We start from the raw sequence: 16,012 nt of genomic DNA on the forward strand, positions 1-16,012 counted from the left end.
TGAATAAATCTGTTTATCGGGGTTGAATGATGATTAATTCGGCTGAAGAATTTGTAAGGTTAAGGCTTAGTGATAACATGGAGGAATATCTGAAGGCTGCATGGGATGAAGCACCTTTTGAGGTTTGGTTACAAGTAATTGAAACGTACCCTGAAATGCGTGAATGGGTAGCACATAATAAAGCAATTCCTATTGAGATTATGGAAATTCTAGCTGACGATGCAGATGAAAGGGTTAGATTTAATGTTGCTACAAAAAATCGACTACCAGAAAGTTTACAAATGAAACTGGCAAAAGATTTAGATAGCTCAGTTAGAAAACGAATTGTCTATAACAAAAAAGCGACATTTCGAGTTTTAACTATTTTATTGAACGATGATGACGAAGATATAAGAATAGTGGCGAAGAATAGGGTTGATGAGGGACGACATAGGTAAACGTTAGTAGAATAGCGGTTGCTTAGGCAGCTGTTTTTTATTTGTTCAACTAATGGGCAGGTTAGTGAGCCAAGGATAGATTGATGGAAAATGGTAAATATTAGATTGACAGCATACTGTCGAATTGTACTGATGCAATTATGAATATAATAGACAAACCAGAAGATTCTAGATTATGCAGGAAATCGCATCGGTCAACACCATATATGAACTTCCTCAGATAAATTTAATGGAGCGTGCCGATGGAAAATATATATAATGAATTGCATACAGCAGAAATACTGAACCGCATCGAGAATTTAAGTCCAAATTCAAAACCACAATGGGGAACAATGAATGTTGCTCAAATGTTGGCTCACTGCTCAGCATTTCAAGATATCGCATTGGGAAATTCCTTCCCCCCTAGATATTGGCTAGGAAGGTTAATAGGAAGGTTTGTGAATTCTATTTTCTATAATGACAAGCCGGTACCACACAATATGTCAACAATTCCGACCATACTTATTGTAGATGAAAGAGACTTTATGACAGAAAAAGAAAAACTGAAACAAAAGATTTTAACTTTCCAAAGAAACGGTCCGGAGAAATGTTCATCCCATCCGCATCCTTTTTTCGGCAAGTTTACTCCTGAGCAATGGGGTAAAGGGATTTATAAACATCTAGACCATCATTTAAGACAATTTGGTGCTTAGTATTTTTTCGCAATGATTAATAATTGTTCAGTTTAGTGCAGTAACAACACTTCGCTGTGCTAACGGGACTCGATAGAGGAATAGCGGTTGCTTCGGCAGCCGTTTTTTATTTGTTCACTAACGGTAGTATAGTTCAATTATAGTTGTTTTTTATTTCCAGACTTACAGTTTAAATATTAAAATGAGATTAATTGAATTAATAAGGGGCATTAACAGGATGAACAAGGGTAGAATCGTATTTTTGAACGGTGTTACGAGCTCTGGAAAAACATCAATAGTAGATGCTTTACAGTTAAAATCGCATGAATTTTTTTATGTTGTTGCCAATGACCTTTTTGAAGAAATGATAGGTGAACGTTATCTTCGTGAAGATTATTGGAAGTATTTAAGTGAAGCAATTATCATGATGTATCATACAGCCAAATTATTTTCTGACCATGGTAAAAATGTACTTATTGATGGCATTATGGTAGAAAGGCCTGAGTTGAAACCGCATTATGAAAAAGTGAACAATATATTTTCTGGTTACCCATTATACATTGTTGAAGTGTTTTGCCCTTTAGACATTTGCCGTCAGAGAAATATTGCACGAGAAAATAGAACCGAAGACCAATCTGATTGGCAACACAAAATAATGGCAAAAGATATCCAGTATAATTGTACTGTCAATACACATTTAAACACTTCCGAAGAATGCGCAGATTTGATTTTAAAAAGTATATTTGAAGATGAAGTATGAATTACTATGCTCGAGATGATATATTCCGGTAACGGGGAAGGTTAGTGTAATAGCGGTTGCTTCGGCAGCCGTTTTTATTTGTTCAACTGTGTTCAGGTTAATTTAACAAGGAACTTATCTAATGATGAAATTTGAAGGAGAGATGAAATGATAGAATTATCTAAAGAAAACTACGCACACGTTCTGCCACTGTTGAAAAATCTAGCATATGAACCTGTGTTTGCGTATTCAGTAATTGAGCGAAATCAATCTGGAAAAGTGTTTGTTGATCACAACGAAAATCCTACCTGCAGTCTTATTATCAATTCATATGGACAGTATTTTTTGGTTAAGAGGGGCGACAATGAGTGCTTCATGAGCGATGTAGTTGAATTTTTGCGAAATGATCAAAATCATTCAAAATATTACGATCTTTATGCTTCAACACCCGAACTACTGTTTCAAATTAGTGAAAGTTTAGCGGGAAAGACCGTATTATTGCACCGTTCTTCTTTTACATTCGATCTATCCAAATTCCAACATCTAAAAAAACCTAACGCATTGCCAGAACAATTTGTTATGAAACGGATGGATAAAGCGCTATTCGATAAATACAAGAATGAAATGGACGCTTCTTATGATTCGTTATGGAGTTCGGCACAACACTTTTCGGATCGAGGGTTTGGTTACTGTCTTGTGATGGATGATGATTTTGCAAGTGTTTGCAATTCTTATTTTGTGGGTGGAGGGTTTGCAGCTATTGATATCGTAACCGTGGATGAATACCAGAATAAAGGGCTAGCAACACTCACGGGTGTAGCATTTATCGAACATTGTCTGAACCATAATCTAGTGCCGAATTATAATTGTGACGCTGGCAATGAACGATCAATACAGCTAGCGAAAAAGTTAGGGTTTGCAAAAAAGTATGATTTTCCAATGTTATGGTGGCATCAGGATCAGAGTATAATTAGTGATTATTTGAAAAGATTCAATTATTAAAAAAGAGAGTTTAAAACGAAAACTTTCCAAAATGACAGGAGTAAACCGGTGATAAAACTATTATTATATGAAAATACATGGGAGGTTTAGCTATGACGATTAACCGTGAGACCATTCTAAACGCAATTGTATCAGACCTTGGAATTGAAAATTATATTTTAGCTATCTGGCTAGAGGGTTCAGATGGTACTAAAACTTTGGACGAGTATTCTGATATCGATTTGGTGTGCTATACAAAAGAAGGCTGCATAGATTCTGCAATTACCCGGTTGGATGCCTGTATGCGTCGATTAGGAAAAGTAGATATTGCCTATGAAGAAACTGGTCGACCCACAAATAACCGCTACAAGGTTTACCACCTACAGGAGTCATCAGATAGTCTCTTAGTTGACGTGACGATCCAAAGTGAGAGTGTCCCTGTTTTATTCATTAACGAAGACAAAACTGTCGTACCCGTTATATTGATAGATAAGACTGGTATCGTGAAGTATCAAAACGTTGATCACACGACTCACCATTCACAACTTCAATCACAATTGATACGTGCTCAGGGTATTTACAGTCAAAGGAACCGAGCTGTCAAATATACCAAACGCGGGCTTTTTTTAGAGTCGTTGATTTACTATCATAAGTATGTTGTGAATCCACTTGTAGATGTACTTCGGATAATCTATACACCATTCCAAGCTGACAGCTTCTTGGTTCATGCATCTCGGGATTTTCCTGTCGAAGTGGTACTAATCTTGGAAAAGCTATATGGTGTAAAAACCTTAGAAGATATAGTAGATCGCATCGAAATGACAGACAAATTGTTTCGTAATGCTGTAGCAGAGGCTGATGTCATGCTGTCACAATCTAAAGAAGGCGAAAGATTAGCGGATATCAGCCCATAAGCATTACTGGGTTATTGTGAGTGATCGCAGATACATAACTACGGGAACGCTAGTATTATACTGATAGCAATAGGTTTATAGTATTGAGATAAAACTGAAAAATAGAAATTCATAATGGAGCGATCGTATTGTTTATCCAATCCTTTGAAGACGAAATACTTGAGCAATCTTTGTCCATATTTGTGAAAGATATGAGAGCCATACTTAATAGAAAGTTGCGAAGCATTTACCTTTACGGTTCGGCCATACACAATGATTTATCCCCGGGATACGGGGATTTGGATTTTCTCGTCGTAATTGGAGAGGACCTAAGCCAAAATGAAATCGAATTTCTAAATAAACAAAGATCCAATTATAGATCATCCCTTCTTAGAAGATCCGTTGATAGACAAATCCCCAACCTCTATATCGATATGCTTGAGGGTGCCTTTCTTACGATTAATATGCTGAGTGGGGAAAAGGGCAGTGGCTTATGGTGGGGAACAAAGCGCGAATCCGACTGGACAGAAAATCAATTAGATCTGTTCACCATGCACACGATCAAGGAGCAGAGTATCTTGTTGTATGGTGAGTCCCATCTAGACAATATTCCATCGTATTCGAAGGAAGAGTTCATTAGTTTTTTTAAGGAATATGCCAAGTGTATGCGGAAGTTTGGCAAGGGAAATAGTCTACATTCCGTCGACTGGCTCCTATTAGCTTCTAAATTTATAGCTTGGTGGCAGGAAGGTGTCATCTTGTCTAAAAGCCAAGCAGCAGATTGGGGGCATTTACATCTTAGTAGCGGATGGAAAGATAATTTGAAGAGATGCAAGGAGCTAAGGAAGGATCCATCCATGGTAACACGTTTAGAGTATTCCGAATGGTTGAGTAATTTGGAGCCAGCCATTATTGAAGCATCACATGATCTGGACAGAGTTCTCGAAACAACAATTCATTAAACTAGAATCTTTTTAGTCCTATAAAAAAGACTGTTAATAATAGATTTTTCGCTAACAGAACACGTTAGTTAAGTGAAATAGCGACAGTCTAGAACTTTATTTCCATTGTCGATCCACCGAATGGGAGTAAAGAAAGAAGCTCCGAAAACCCATTATATTCAAGGGGTTTCGGAGTTCTTTTTTTAGAGTCAACCCTGCGCAGGGCTGGTCTTCATTTCATGGATTTTTTGGAGCGTATGAAGACACTTTGTTTTCTCGTCATCGTCCTCTGTGTGGAGATACCATTCTACAAGCCTGTACCCGAACATGAGAAGGATCAATTCGAAGACGCAATTATCGGCGATAGGGGATGCATCTGCATACTCCGAAAAACCTTTGTAATACGCAGGGACACATCGTTGGTAGTATTCGACCATGTGATCGATATCCGCTTCATCCGCAATCAAGCTTGCGAGATCCTCGCCCATGTAGCCCCATCCGCATGTATCCCAGTCGATGAGCGCGATTTTCCCGTCGGCATAGATCAGGTTGGTCACCCAGAAGTCCCGGTGGCATAGCACTAGGGGCAATTGCTCAATGCGGGCGAGTATCTCATCTGCGTGCTCATCGATGTCGATGAGCATTTGCCGCATGTGCTGCGGGAATTCGCAGTCCTCCGAGCGTATATAATCGTAGACGACTGGCCACGACCGGTAATGCAGATACGTATTCTTCATGAGATCTGCATGGCTCAGGTTTGTCAGGCTCTGCAGCACAGCGGGCTTCTCCGCATACAGCTTGCCTTGATAGCGTCCTAACTCCAGCGCCGCCTCTTCATACATGTCACCGGTTAAGTCTAAACCGGTTACGCCATCGATATATTCCAGCCACAGCTGGAATTCATTTTCTTCGGCATTCATCTCCGCATGGTAACATGTTGGCCAGCGGAAGGTATCCGAGAACGTCGTTCCCAAGTCAGACATATAGAGATCATATTCCCGGCGCCAGGAATCCGGATCGTTGTAACGTTCCCATTTCTTTTGAATTTTCAGCACGATACGGTACGGCATTTTTTTACCATCCGCGGTTTCGGCGATCCCGTTTACCAGGTGCACATTTCCCACAGTTCCGCCCTGTAACGGCATGGTTTGGCAGTCAGCCGAGATAATATCCTTCTTGAAGTGTCGGCTTAAGGCATAGATCAGCGTTTCAAATTTAATATTCATTTCTTCCATCCTCCGTTTTTCTTCGTTTGCTTGCTTGACATAGCTATCGTTTTATTTCGAGCCCTCTTGTCGATGAGGTAGCTTGTTTTATCCTGGACATACTTGTGCTCATGTTGCTGGGCAACATAATACTCCCACCGTTCACGCGGCAACGAACCGTCGGCAAGCGCGGCGAGAACGGCACAGTCCGGCTCGCCCTGATGGCGGCAATTTGCAAACCGGCATTGCGGGAACAATTTCTCCACATCGGTAAAGCTTGTGCTTATACCTACCCCGGCATCAAAAAGCCCGAGCTCACGCATTCCCGGCGTATCGATGACCATCGTTCCGGAGGGGAGCATGAACAGCTGACGGTGCGTTGTCGTATGCCGCCCCCGGCTATCAACCTCTCGAATCGCCTGAACCCTCATTACGTCCTGTTCTATCAATGCATTGAGCAGAGAAGATTTACCGACGCCGGACATGCCGAGAAAGACGACTGTTTTACCAGGCATCAAGTAGGAAGTGAGTTCGTTCAGCCCCAGGCCGGTATGACTGCAGATCGCATGAACTGGCACATCAGGGATGCTTTGTGTAACTTCTGCGAGCGGGAGATTATAATCTTCAACGAGATCAGCCTTGGTTAGAATGACGACTGGCTGACTGCCGCTCTGTCTGACTTGTGTCAGGTACCGCATGAGGCGGGTAACGTTGAAATCCCAATTCAAAGAAGAAAGAATGAACACATAGTCAAAGTTGGTTGCAACGACCTGTTCCCGCACGGTTTTGGCGTAACCTACGGCATGCCCTGAGTAATCTGCGCGTGAGAACTTGGAACGGCGGGGCAGTACCGTAACGATGAGCGAATCTCCGCTCTCGTTGTATTGCAGCAAGACGAAATCTCCGACGCATGGAAAATCTACGCGTGTTTCCACGCTGTGATAGAATGCTCCTTTGAGCACCGCCGTTGCTTCGCCGCGCTCGGTCATGACCGTGAAGCGCTCGCGCCGAAGCTCTGTCACCCTGCCGGGCAATAATCCGTCGGGAATTGCTTCTATTTCTGTATAGCCATAGGTTTTCAGATTTATCATAGTTTTTTTGTTAGCTCCTTTAATGTTGTTTTTGGACGCAAAAATGCCACGGACAAGCAGCCTCTAAAGAAGCTGCTGTCACGCGGCATCAGGACGCAAAAAAGACACGACCTTCATCGTATCCTGCAAACAGCAATATTCACGAAAGGTTACTTCGGATGGCATACCAAATAATTGGGGCGTTTCCCCGCTTTTTTCGCGTATGCCTACTATTCAGTTTTAAGACCAAACCACCATATAAGTAGTTGCCATTAAAACACATCTCCCTTCGTGTCAGGAACTTGCTTATCGCTAAGCTTTCTATAAAATAACCTATTTTGGAAAAAAAATCAATGCCTGACAGCGCAGATTGTCGGCCTGCTCCATCGAGTCTGCCGTTGATAAAGAACTCGCGAGCATTAAAAGTCAGCGTGAGCGCTTCCTCAAGTTGTTTGAAGGAAACGGCGATGGTATATCAAAGATCAGCGAAATTGCAGAAATCGACAAGATACTCATTGAATATTAATAATTCATCATTCAACTAACGGTAGGTTAAATGGGAGTTATTTACAAATAGACAAGCTATTCTTTATTCAGCTCTCTATCGAAACGGAAATATTGAAGCACTCGATGGTTGGTCTAGGGAGTTTTTGAAGCGTGCCCGATATAATATGGAAAACAATATTTCACTGATTGAACCCGATGATATTTTAAATTTTATAACTTAAAAGAGCAATAACATGAATAAACGTCAGCCAAGTTGATTGGCTGCTGTTTCTCAACTAACGGGCAGGATAACGCAATGCTTATATGGAATATATTTGAAAAATAAAATACTATGAGGAGTGAAAAATTTGCGATATAGAGCTTGTTCACTTTGCATTATTAAAAGAAGAGAATCAATATTACTTGAACAATTCCCGGAAGAAGATGGTATCATTACATTTCGCCCAGTTGGTGGCACGATTGAGTATGGGGAAGATAGCAAATCAGCTGTAATACGAGAAGTAAAAGAGGAAATTAATATTGATATTATTGAGCCCAAAATTGATAGGGATTATCGAGCACATCTTCCCTTGGTACGGAGAAATTGGACATGAATATGATTTTTTTTATGAAGCGAGCTTTAGTCGAATGGATAACTATAACAAGAATGAATTTGAAGGGATTGAGGGGGACAAAAAGTTTATAGCTGTTTGGAAGAACTTAGATGATTTTGAAGAAAACATTCAGTATAAACTTGTTCCTGACGGTCTTTATGAGATGCTTACAAGTGGGCAAATTTCTGATATTAAACATATTAACACAAAAGATTTATTGGCTTTTAAAGGTTCTTGATTTAACCTAGCGGGACACGTTAGTGGAATAGCGGTTGCTTCGGCAGCCGTTTTTTATTTGTTCAACTAACGGGCAGGTTAGCTGAGTAACAGAAATGTTGATATTGGATTATATACCATTAAATTGAAATTTAAAAAATGTCTAACGTCTATACTGTCATAGCGTAATAAAAAGGGGTTTCTAAGTGTATTGAACCTGTGTGGTTCGGTAGGATATTTATATTTTTTGAGAGAGGTGTTAACTTGAAGAAAACATTCATAATCATTTTAATAATTGCAGTAGGTGCTCTTGTTTTACTAGTCGTATCCACTCCATTTATTAACAATTATATTGCATATTCCATAAAAAAAGATCTAGTAGAAGTATCTTTGCCAGACAAAACTGAATTGATAGATGATTTATCATCAGCTGGAAAATTAATTGGGAATGGAAATGGAATGCAATTTTTTGGCGCTATTTTAATCAAATCGGAACTAACTTTAGAAGAATTAAATCATTTTTATTCAAAGTATCGCGAGAATGAATGGAGTTACATCGTTGAAAAGCAAGTGAGTAATAACATTGATTTTCTTAATGGTAACTTGAAATTCAAAGCATTGAAAGCAGATGAAAAACTAATTAACAATTATATTGTTTATACTTGGGGCAGTAGTAACTATCCATTAAGTGATCTTGACATCCGTGGGCATTAACACTCTGCATAAGCAAGATTACGTGCTAGAATATTATAAGCATTGAGGGTGTTTTATGAAATTAATTCGCCGCGCCATTAAGTAGAACCGTACCATAGATGACAGATCATCATTACGCTAACGGGCAGGATTGCGTGGTGGTAGACTGATGCCTCCGCATGAATATTGAGCAGTAAAGAACGGTTTGAATTCAAACCAAACTTCCATTTATTAGGATTCTATTGCATAATCATTAGCACAATAGAAGTTTGAACTGAAGGTGGGGGGAAGACAGATGAATGCTTTTACATTAAGCGATGCTAATGAATATGCTCTGGCCAATGATATTGAAACGTGGGTTCATCTTTTTTTAAATGGAGAAGGCGACAATAGGTAGGAATTAAACTTACGAGACACTATAGTGGAATAGCGGTTGCTTCGGCAGTCGTTTTTTATTTGTTCAACTAACGGGCAGATTAGCGCGAAGGCAAGCCAAACGAAATAGAGTATAATAGGATTAAAAGTTGAGCCCAAAAGGTGTGTTCTCATGCCCGAATATTCTCAAATCCAAACTTATATAAAGTGTGATCATCTCAATTTCCAGGATGTTATCAGGCTCTTTTCAGAAGTAATAAACTCGCTAGAACTTGATTCTAAATACTTCAACGATGAGCTGGAATGGAAAGTCTCGGAAAATGGTTTCATGTACGTTGGTGGCGGCGCTGCGCCTCAATTGTATGACAATAACGGGTTCCAACTCCATTTACGGCCATTTGTAGTAGGTTTAACACCTGGAGTTATTGAGGAATTAAAAGAATCATATCTGGAAATTAGTATCTTGCTTTGGACGGAAGAGATAGAACTCGATTGGAGAACAGGACTATTACGAAGCCAGCATCAATCCTTGATTTGGAGGATTATGACAAAGTTCTCTGAGGAGTTTAAACAAACTGGAGTATTTTTCACAAATGAAGTTATGGATGGAGTTCCTTGGGAGGCAATAGTGTCAGGCAATAAAGAGGGACTTTGGGCATTTGATGCTGCTATTTTACCTGTGCACCTGTTTGATTTATATAAGGATTTTCCAGAAAATATTTTTATTTATAAGGATGAAAAGGTAATGTATGTTGCCAAAAAATCCGTATGGGGGACAGAACCTTGGCATATCCAACGATTGAACTAACGGGGGAACTATAGTTGAACGAAACAAGGAACAGTTTGCCTCGACAGTGTTCCTTGTTTTTATTAAGCTAAAGGGCAGGAAAGCATGGAGTTCTATTAAAAGAAAATATTTACAAATAGGAACAATTGTTCTATTGTGAAAGAGTGAACTTATTACATAGGGGGCTCATGGAAATGATAAATCGAATTTCAACGCCGTTTAGCTATTCGTCTGCTGTTGAGGCTGGAGATTATGTATTTCTAGGATTACATAGAGGTTTTGGAGTAACCTTTACCGAGCAGATTCACAATACTTTTTCACACTTAAAAGACACACTCAATCAACTCGATGTACCACTTGAAAACGTTGTGAAAGTTAATGTTTACCTCAAAAATATTAAGGACTTACCCGAAATGGAACAAGTTTTTTGCGGGTATTTTGAGAAGGACAAATTCCCTGCAAGAATGACATCCACAACAGAGTTCATTGATTCAGATTGTCTTATGATGATTGACGGAATAGCGTACAAAGGATTGAACTAACGGGGAACTATAGTTGAACAATCACCAGAACGAGGCTGCCGGTAAGAAACGGCAGCCTCGTTGAGCTAACGGGCAGTGTAAAGCCCAATAGATAGTTGATTTCATAAATTCTAATACTTCGATACATCCACCCCACAAATATCCTAGCTCGGTGGTAAAAACGTCCATCCAGTCTCATTATTATAAAACTGTTGACACTCACCTAGCGTATCTAATTTGCTCCAATCTTTATATCCATTGGTCCATTTCTCAAATGGAGAATATGTATAAGGGAAACGACCTTGAAATAAAATCGCTTCTAAATGTTCAGTATATTCGGTTGGAAGGCTTTTTATTTGGGCTAAACCTGCCATAACAGAAGGTCCGTAAAAAGTTACCATACCCATTGGTTTAAGTAAGTTATAAAAGTAGTCGCGTCTGAAAAACCCATGATAAATTCGGTTTTTTTTTGGATTGTCTTTGTATCCAAAAACGGTAGTATTCTAACCGATTCATACCCACCAATTGAAGTGATGATGTCATCTATACTCTCATACTCGAAACATTTATTTATATCATCTGCACGAATTTGTGGATTTTTGTATAAATCATCTGGAGACATTCTTGCGGTTGGCATCTCAATAACTTCTAATCCCAAGTTGTCTTAAAGATTTTTTATACCAAGCTCGTAGATATCTGGGAACAGATAAGGTAGACCATTAGAAAGTGAAATTATCGCTATTTTCGAACCAGACTTAAGTCTTTTGGGTTTTATCATTGCTCTTCCTCCCAATATATTATTTCCTAATGTTACCACGCAACCCTACTTGTAATAAGAACAATCTTAATTCAGCTTAAACATGGATCTGTTTGAAATTGTAAAACTATGTAAAAGAAGAGGGTTTCTAGTATCTACCTCGAATATATGAATGGTCCATCATGAACGGTTGCATCTTGAAACTAGCTTATTTTTCTATACCTTATGCGGTACATTTTGAACAAGCTCTATGGGAAAGAGGTCGTTACATGTCAAGAATAGAATTGAAGCCGACGGGGCGAACCCCACGGTTAATGAACAAATGGAAAAAAATTAGTCCACTTGCCCCAAGATGGAAAGGGGCCTCCATCGTATTGCTCATCATCGCATTATGCTTGTATTTCATCCAAGGATATTTCGTTTTGGGAACGCGCAGTTTGGGCGAATATCTGATCGGAACGTTAGTGATCTTGCTTGTGATTGTGCTCGTAACCGGCGCAATTGCAGGAGTGCTTCATGTTGCCAAGCGAATGCCTTCGCGTTATGTTTGGATTGCTCTCGCTTCGTTTTTTTTGCTGTTCATTAGCTTCATCGGGCCGATACAGTTGATGTTTATCGTCCCATTGTTGATAATTGTCGTATTTTCTATACTAGGAGCCCTCTTATCCCGATTGATAACCGGTAGATACCGAGAGGCAAAGCTTATTTCGAAAGTAACTGCTGGGGTTTTGGCGGCAGTTACGCTAGGATCCATTGGCATTGGCGGGTATTGGCTGCTGAACAACGGCAATGCGGATTTGGCGAAGCCGTACCGCTTAACAGCGATGAAAACTGCGGACCGCTACCCAACGGCGGCGGCGAATCCAGCTGAACAAGGACCGTATAAGGTCAAAACGTTAACTTACGGTAGCGCAAACAGTTATCGGAAGGAATTTAACCAGAATGGGTCGCTCGTGACAAAACAGGTGAACGGATCGGCTTTTGTGGAAAAGTGGTCATCTAATCGTACAAATACGTTTGGTTTCGGACCGGATCAAATGCCGCTGAATGGATTGGTCTGGTATCCTGATGGCGAAGGACCGTTTCCGTTAATCGTCACCGTTCATGGCAACGCCAACTCAACCGATTATTCGGACCCGGGATATGAATATTTGGGTAAGCTGTTGGCGAGTCGCGGGTATATTTTTGTATCCATAGACGAAAATTTTCTCAATACATCCCTTTACGATGATTTGTTTACACTCAACCTGTTGGAGAAAGAAAACCCAGCCCGGGGATGGTTGATGTTGGAGCATGTGAAAGTGTGGAACGAGTGGAATAAGACGAAGGATAATCCGTTTTTCGGTAAAGCGGACATGAGCCAGATCGCTCTGATCGGCCACTCTCGCGGCGGTGAGGCGGTAACGGTCGCAGCGGCATATAACAAACTGCCGGCCTCCCCGGAAAACGGCAACATCAAATTCGACTACAACTTTGGTATCCGTTCCATCATTTCGATTGCGGGTACTGACGGGCAATACAAGCCTGCGGGACACCTGACTCCGTTAAAGGATTTGAACTATTTGACTTTGCAAGGCGCACACGACATGGACGTCAGCACATATTCCGGCGCGAGCCAATACAGTCGGATCGGCTTTTCAAACGGTAGTGATTATTTTAAAGCATCGGTATACATTTATGGTGCGAATCACGGCCAATTCAACACCGTCTGGGGAAGAAACGACAATGTAGGGCTTGGCAATAAACTGTTCAACACCGCTCAACTGATACCGCAGGAGGAGCAGCTACAAGCAGCTAAGGTGCTCATATCGTCCTTCCTAGATACGACATTGAAAGGGAAAGGAGAATATCGGTCCATGTTCCAGGATATTGGTTATGCCCGAGAGTGGCTGCCGGACACCATGTATATCAGCAACTATATGGACTCGAATACAAAGCTCATTAGTAGCTTTGACGAAGACATCGATCTGAGTACGTCGACATTGGCTGGAGGAAGGCTGAACGGGGAGCATCTGAAGCAGTGGAAAGAGGAAAAAGTGGAGATGAAATTTGCCCCCGACTTGTACAGTGCAGTGCGTCTGGGGTGGGACAGTACTGCGACACCTGGCGTTCCCTCTTACACGGTTGTTTTGCCAAATGACAGTCTCGATATACGAGAAACGAGCTCCATCGTTTTTTCGATGGCTGACTGGAATGACGAGAAAGCAAATCGTGACAAGGATGTCCTCGTAGATTTGACCATTAATGTGGAGGACAAAGAAGGCAACGTGGCGTCCCTCCCTCTTAGCAGCGAAGCTTATTTACTACCGATGTTCGAAGGCAACATCATAAAATGGCCTTTCACGACTTTGCAACCGACGAAGGAGCCGGTGTTCCAAAACTTTGCGTTCCACCTTGCCGATTTAAAAAGGGCCAACCCGAATTTCCAACCTGAGCAATTGAGCAAAATCGGTTTTGTATTTGATAAAACGAAAAAGGGCACGGTACTGATCGGTAATATCGGCATCCAAAATGAATATGTTACAGGAGGTAATACGCCTTAATACAGGAAGTTAGACTTGAACAAGTTGGTGACAAGGGCAAAGGTGCTGGAGACCATCGTATCTCAAGAACAGGAAAACACATTTATCTATATCAAAACAGCCCGATCATTTGGTGACCGGGCTGTTCTGATTTTGCAACCACACTGTGTCTATACCAGTGTAAACGCGATAAGATTCTTACCCCTCTTCAAAACGTTGTGAGAGGCCTCATCGCTAATATGGAATAAGCTTTATGTGCTACAAGTTTATTTATTCTGCAAATTAATTTTTAATACATCCCCCTTAGCACCACCAAAAACGATCATCCCACCTTTAGGCAGTACTACTGAATGATTGCTCGTTGCCTTTGAAAAGTTCACAACCTTCCCTCCGCGTCATAAACGACAAATCCCCCAATTAATAAATACACTCCATTCAATTTTGTTGTGAAGGATGTAGAAGAAGTGAGGGCTAGACTCGAGAAAAATGGAGTAGCCGTTTCAGAGGTAAGGAACGGTGAACCTAAACGTTTTGATCTTACTGATAATAACGGAAATATGATCAGTGTCATTCAATTGTAATTCAAAATAGAGTTCGAGGTTATTTTTTGTTATTGAACTAACGGGACACGATAGTTGAATAATACAAATTGAAGAGCAGGAGCTAAGGTATCCTGCTTTTTTCATTGAACTAACGGGCAGTTTAGTTGAACAAAATAAGTGGAGGTTTTATGTCACATTTGACGCAAATTGCGACATAAGGAAAGGTGAAAATTCGGAAGTATTCATTTGAAAGTATGGGGAAATATCAGTTCTCTTATTTGACTTAAAACGCTAGGTGAGTTTTCTTGTGGGTGCATAATAATTGCTACTAGCACGCTTATTGAGATAACTGTAATCCAATAAAAGCTTTTGTATACTCTTGACTTTATTTTTCGAGTGATAAGTAGAGAAATTAACAAAATAATAATATTAAAAAACAATGTTATCGGAATACTCAAAATTCTTCCAAGACCAGTATAAGGAAAATATTCGATTAATAAAAATATGGCTAGTATACTCGGGATCATGGCTAGAAGAATAGTTTTTACTGCCTTTTCCATGTTGGTCTCCTAATCTAGTTTTCTGTGTCTCACATAACGTTTTATTTAGCGATTAGATATTCGTGAAATGAATTAAACTATCCTGCTCGGTTTAATTCCCTCGACAGATTATAACTTTATTTTCTTTTGACAGAAAGGGTTCCGTTTGATGATGCACAGTACGAAGATATTGTGTAATAAAAGAAAGCGTGCTCGTTCAACTAACCGGACACTTTAGCTCAAGCAGTTTAGAACGAGATAAGTGGAGGTTTTATGTCGCATTTGACGCATACTACTCACTAGTAAATTCCAAAAGAGCTCGTTTTGAGGGCTCCAATATAAAAACCAACACCTGTCTTAAACTGAGAAATAAAGTCCTAGACTACTGTTGGTTTATTGAACTAACGTTCCCGTTAGCCATCCATGTCGCTCAAGCGACACCACAGATTATGGAAGTAATTACGTTCTTCCATGGGAGCTTAACAAGAAAAAGAAGTCACATTAATTGAAGTTCAAGAAGATCTATATTATCGCTTACGAGGATCATTTTATCCTTATAGTCCCAATGGTCGACTAAGTTAGGCAACTTCGTCAGATTGTAATCTTTATTCCATGCCAACAAGTTATGGATTCCTTCGAGCGTCTCACGCTTCTTGTTTGGGGCAATGTTCACAATGCGCTCTTCATAGCGCTTCCAGATTCGTTCCTCTTGAACGGACAACGGCGTCATCAGTACGACGATCTTATCTGCAGCGGCAAAACTAGGCCCTACCCATGACCTGTATACCCCTTCTGCGATCCATGAATCGAGACCGATGATTTCTGTGAGCTGACGATCACGCTCATTCTCCGGTGTCTTTACGCCATATTCGCTTGATTGCTGATCCCAGAAAATATCATCTAGATCGTAATGCGGAATCCCGAGCTTATCGCTCAATAACGCCGCGATATAGGATTTACCGCTTCCTGAGCCGCCGATTATATGGATTCGGATTGTAAACACCTCTTTCTTCCAGATTATTC

General features: G+C 40.4%; 19 protein-coding genes. 13 read left to right on the forward strand and 6 right to left on the reverse strand.

The features are described from left to right. Positions 1 to 26 precede the first annotated feature (26 nt). The 6 genes from MKX35_RS15890 to MKX35_RS15915 all read left to right on the forward strand — a co-directional run bounded on the left by MKX35_RS15890 (position 27) and on the right by MKX35_RS15915 (position 4,683). Positions 27 to 437, forward strand: a complete 411-nt coding sequence (locus MKX35_RS15890) for a hypothetical protein (RefSeq protein ID WP_218641871.1) — start codon at positions 27 to 29, stop codon at positions 435 to 437. Between the two features lie 242 nt (positions 438 to 679). Then, complete coding sequence (locus MKX35_RS15895) at positions 680 to 1,129, forward strand: DUF1569 domain-containing protein (protein ID WP_042189271.1); 450 nt, start codon at positions 680 to 682, stop codon at positions 1,127 to 1,129. A gap of 217 nt (positions 1,130 to 1,346) precedes the next feature. Further along, entirely contained in the window at positions 1,347 to 1,868 is a 522-nt protein-coding gene (locus tag MKX35_RS15900) for a phosphotransferase-like protein (protein ID WP_076300624.1), read from the forward strand. 147 nt (positions 1,869 to 2,015) lie between these two features. After that, the gene (locus MKX35_RS15905; RefSeq protein WP_076300625.1) at positions 2,016 to 2,849 is read left to right on the forward strand and encodes a GNAT family N-acetyltransferase; all 834 of its coding nucleotides are present in this window, start codon (positions 2,016 to 2,018) and stop codon (positions 2,847 to 2,849) included. Between the two features lie 92 nt (positions 2,850 to 2,941). Then, positions 2,942 to 3,742: an aminoglycoside 6-adenylyltransferase gene (locus tag MKX35_RS15910; RefSeq protein WP_076300626.1), complete on the forward strand. Its 801-nt coding sequence runs from the start codon at positions 2,942 to 2,944 to the stop codon at positions 3,740 to 3,742. 413 nt (positions 3,743 to 4,155) lie between these two features. Further along, the gene (locus tag MKX35_RS15915) at positions 4,156 to 4,683 is read left to right on the forward strand and encodes an aminoglycoside adenylyltransferase domain-containing protein (RefSeq protein ID WP_143759562.1); all 528 of its coding nucleotides are present in this window, start codon (positions 4,156 to 4,158) and stop codon (positions 4,681 to 4,683) included. 188 nt (positions 4,684 to 4,871) lie between these two features. Here the strand turns inward: MKX35_RS15915 and MKX35_RS15920 are convergent, their stop codons facing one another. Both MKX35_RS15920 and rsgA read right to left on the reverse strand, forming a co-directional pair. Continuing rightward, a complete protein-coding gene (locus tag MKX35_RS15920) occupies positions 4,872 to 5,888 on the reverse strand; it encodes an aminoglycoside phosphotransferase family protein (protein ID WP_076300628.1) in 1,017 nt (338 codons plus the stop codon). After that, positions 5,885 to 6,958 (reverse strand): ribosome small subunit-dependent GTPase A, encoded by a 1,074-nt coding sequence (gene rsgA / locus MKX35_RS15925; protein ID WP_076300629.1) that lies wholly within the window; start codon positions 6,956 to 6,958, stop codon positions 5,885 to 5,887. Before rsgA ends, MKX35_RS15920 begins: the two co-directional genes overlap by 4 nt. An 824-nt stretch (positions 6,959 to 7,782) precedes the next feature. Between rsgA and MKX35_RS31875 the strand changes: the two genes are divergently transcribed. From MKX35_RS31875 to MKX35_RS15945, 5 genes are all read left to right on the forward strand, one after another. Then, positions 7,783 to 8,037, forward strand: coding sequence for an NUDIX domain-containing protein (locus tag MKX35_RS31875; protein ID WP_081383049.1), 255 nt, complete (start codon positions 7,783 to 7,785; stop codon positions 8,035 to 8,037). Further along, entirely contained in the window at positions 7,985 to 8,275 is a 291-nt protein-coding gene (locus MKX35_RS15930; RefSeq protein ID WP_341044326.1) for a hypothetical protein, read from the forward strand. Before MKX35_RS31875 ends, MKX35_RS15930 begins: the two co-directional genes overlap by 53 nt. Before the next feature lie 242 nt (positions 8,276 to 8,517). Next, a complete protein-coding gene (locus MKX35_RS15935; protein WP_076300632.1) occupies positions 8,518 to 8,967 on the forward strand; it encodes a hypothetical protein in 450 nt (149 codons plus the stop codon). Positions 8,968 to 9,493: 526 nt separating this feature from the next. Next, complete coding sequence (locus MKX35_RS15940; RefSeq protein WP_076300633.1) at positions 9,494 to 10,129, forward strand: hypothetical protein; 636 nt, start codon at positions 9,494 to 9,496, stop codon at positions 10,127 to 10,129. Positions 10,130 to 10,302: 173 nt separating this feature from the next. After that, a complete protein-coding gene (locus MKX35_RS15945) occupies positions 10,303 to 10,650 on the forward strand; it encodes a RidA family protein (protein WP_076300634.1) in 348 nt (115 codons plus the stop codon). Positions 10,651 to 10,793: 143 nt separating this feature from the next. Here the strand turns inward: MKX35_RS15945 and MKX35_RS15950 are convergent, their stop codons facing one another. Both MKX35_RS15950 and MKX35_RS15955 read right to left on the reverse strand, forming a co-directional pair. Next, positions 10,794 to 11,036, reverse strand: coding sequence for a hypothetical protein (locus MKX35_RS15950; protein ID WP_341044328.1), 243 nt, complete (start codon positions 11,034 to 11,036; stop codon positions 10,794 to 10,796). Then, positions 11,024 to 11,287, reverse strand: coding sequence for an LD-carboxypeptidase (locus MKX35_RS15955; RefSeq protein ID WP_341044329.1), 264 nt, complete (start codon positions 11,285 to 11,287; stop codon positions 11,024 to 11,026). Before MKX35_RS15955 ends, MKX35_RS15950 begins: the two co-directional genes overlap by 13 nt. A gap of 368 nt (positions 11,288 to 11,655) precedes the next feature. Here MKX35_RS15955 and MKX35_RS15960 point away from each other — a divergent pair, with 368 nt between their 5' ends. Then, entirely contained in the window at positions 11,656 to 13,929 is a 2,274-nt protein-coding gene (locus MKX35_RS15960) for an alpha/beta hydrolase (protein ID WP_076300636.1), read from the forward strand. Between the two features lie 15 nt (positions 13,930 to 13,944). Next, the gene (locus MKX35_RS15965; protein WP_143759563.1) at positions 13,945 to 14,130 is read left to right on the forward strand and encodes a hypothetical protein; all 186 of its coding nucleotides are present in this window, start codon (positions 13,945 to 13,947) and stop codon (positions 14,128 to 14,130) included. Positions 14,131 to 14,692: 562 nt separating this feature from the next. Here the strand turns inward: MKX35_RS15965 and MKX35_RS15970 are convergent. Both MKX35_RS15970 and MKX35_RS15975 read right to left on the reverse strand, forming a co-directional pair. Next, positions 14,693 to 15,010 carry a hypothetical protein gene (locus tag MKX35_RS15970; RefSeq protein WP_076300637.1) on the reverse strand — a complete coding sequence of 106 codons (318 nt, stop codon included), beginning with the start codon at positions 15,008 to 15,010 and terminating at the stop codon, positions 14,693 to 14,695. A gap of 475 nt (positions 15,011 to 15,485) precedes the next feature. Next, a complete protein-coding gene (locus tag MKX35_RS15975; protein WP_081383050.1) occupies positions 15,486 to 15,992 on the reverse strand; it encodes a hypothetical protein in 507 nt (168 codons plus the stop codon). Positions 15,993 to 16,012: the final 20 nt, after the last annotated feature.

Origin of the sequence: Paenibacillus sp. FSL R5-0923 (assembly GCF_038009145.1) — a bacterium.
GTDB lineage: Bacteria > Bacillota > Bacilli > Paenibacillales > Paenibacillaceae > Paenibacillus_AQ.

Bases quoted from the DNA above. Each gene is read 5' to 3' on its own strand.
- MKX35_RS15890 (WP_218641871.1), top strand. From the start codon at position 27: ATGATGATTAATTCGGCTGAAGAATTTGTAAGGTTAAGGCTTAGTGAT.
- MKX35_RS15895 (WP_042189271.1), top strand. From the start codon at position 680: ATGGAAAATATATATAATGAATTGCATACAGCAGAAATACTGAACCGC.
- MKX35_RS15900 (WP_076300624.1), top strand. From the start codon at position 1,347: ATGAACAAGGGTAGAATCGTATTTTTGAACGGTGTTACGAGCTCTGGA.
- MKX35_RS15905 (WP_076300625.1), top strand. From the start codon at position 2,016: ATGATAGAATTATCTAAAGAAAACTACGCACACGTTCTGCCACTGTTG.
- MKX35_RS15910 (WP_076300626.1), top strand. From the start codon at position 2,942: ATGACGATTAACCGTGAGACCATTCTAAACGCAATTGTATCAGACCTT.
- MKX35_RS15915 (WP_143759562.1), top strand. From the start codon at position 4,156: ATGCTTGAGGGTGCCTTTCTTACGATTAATATGCTGAGTGGGGAAAAG.
- MKX35_RS15920 (WP_076300628.1), bottom strand. From the start codon at position 5,888: ATGAATATTAAATTTGAAACGCTGATCTATGCCTTAAGCCGACACTTC.
- rsgA (WP_076300629.1), bottom strand. From the start codon at position 6,958: ATGATAAATCTGAAAACCTATGGCTATACAGAAATAGAAGCAATTCCC.
- MKX35_RS15940 (WP_076300633.1), top strand. From the start codon at position 9,494: ATGCCCGAATATTCTCAAATCCAAACTTATATAAAGTGTGATCATCTC.
- MKX35_RS15945 (WP_076300634.1), top strand. From the start codon at position 10,303: ATGATAAATCGAATTTCAACGCCGTTTAGCTATTCGTCTGCTGTTGAG.
- MKX35_RS15950 (WP_341044328.1), bottom strand. From the start codon at position 11,036: ATGGGTATGGTAACTTTTTACGGACCTTCTGTTATGGCAGGTTTAGCC.
- MKX35_RS15960 (WP_076300636.1), top strand. From the start codon at position 11,656: ATGTCAAGAATAGAATTGAAGCCGACGGGGCGAACCCCACGGTTAATG.
- MKX35_RS15970 (WP_076300637.1), bottom strand. From the start codon at position 15,010: ATGGAAAAGGCAGTAAAAACTATTCTTCTAGCCATGATCCCGAGTATA.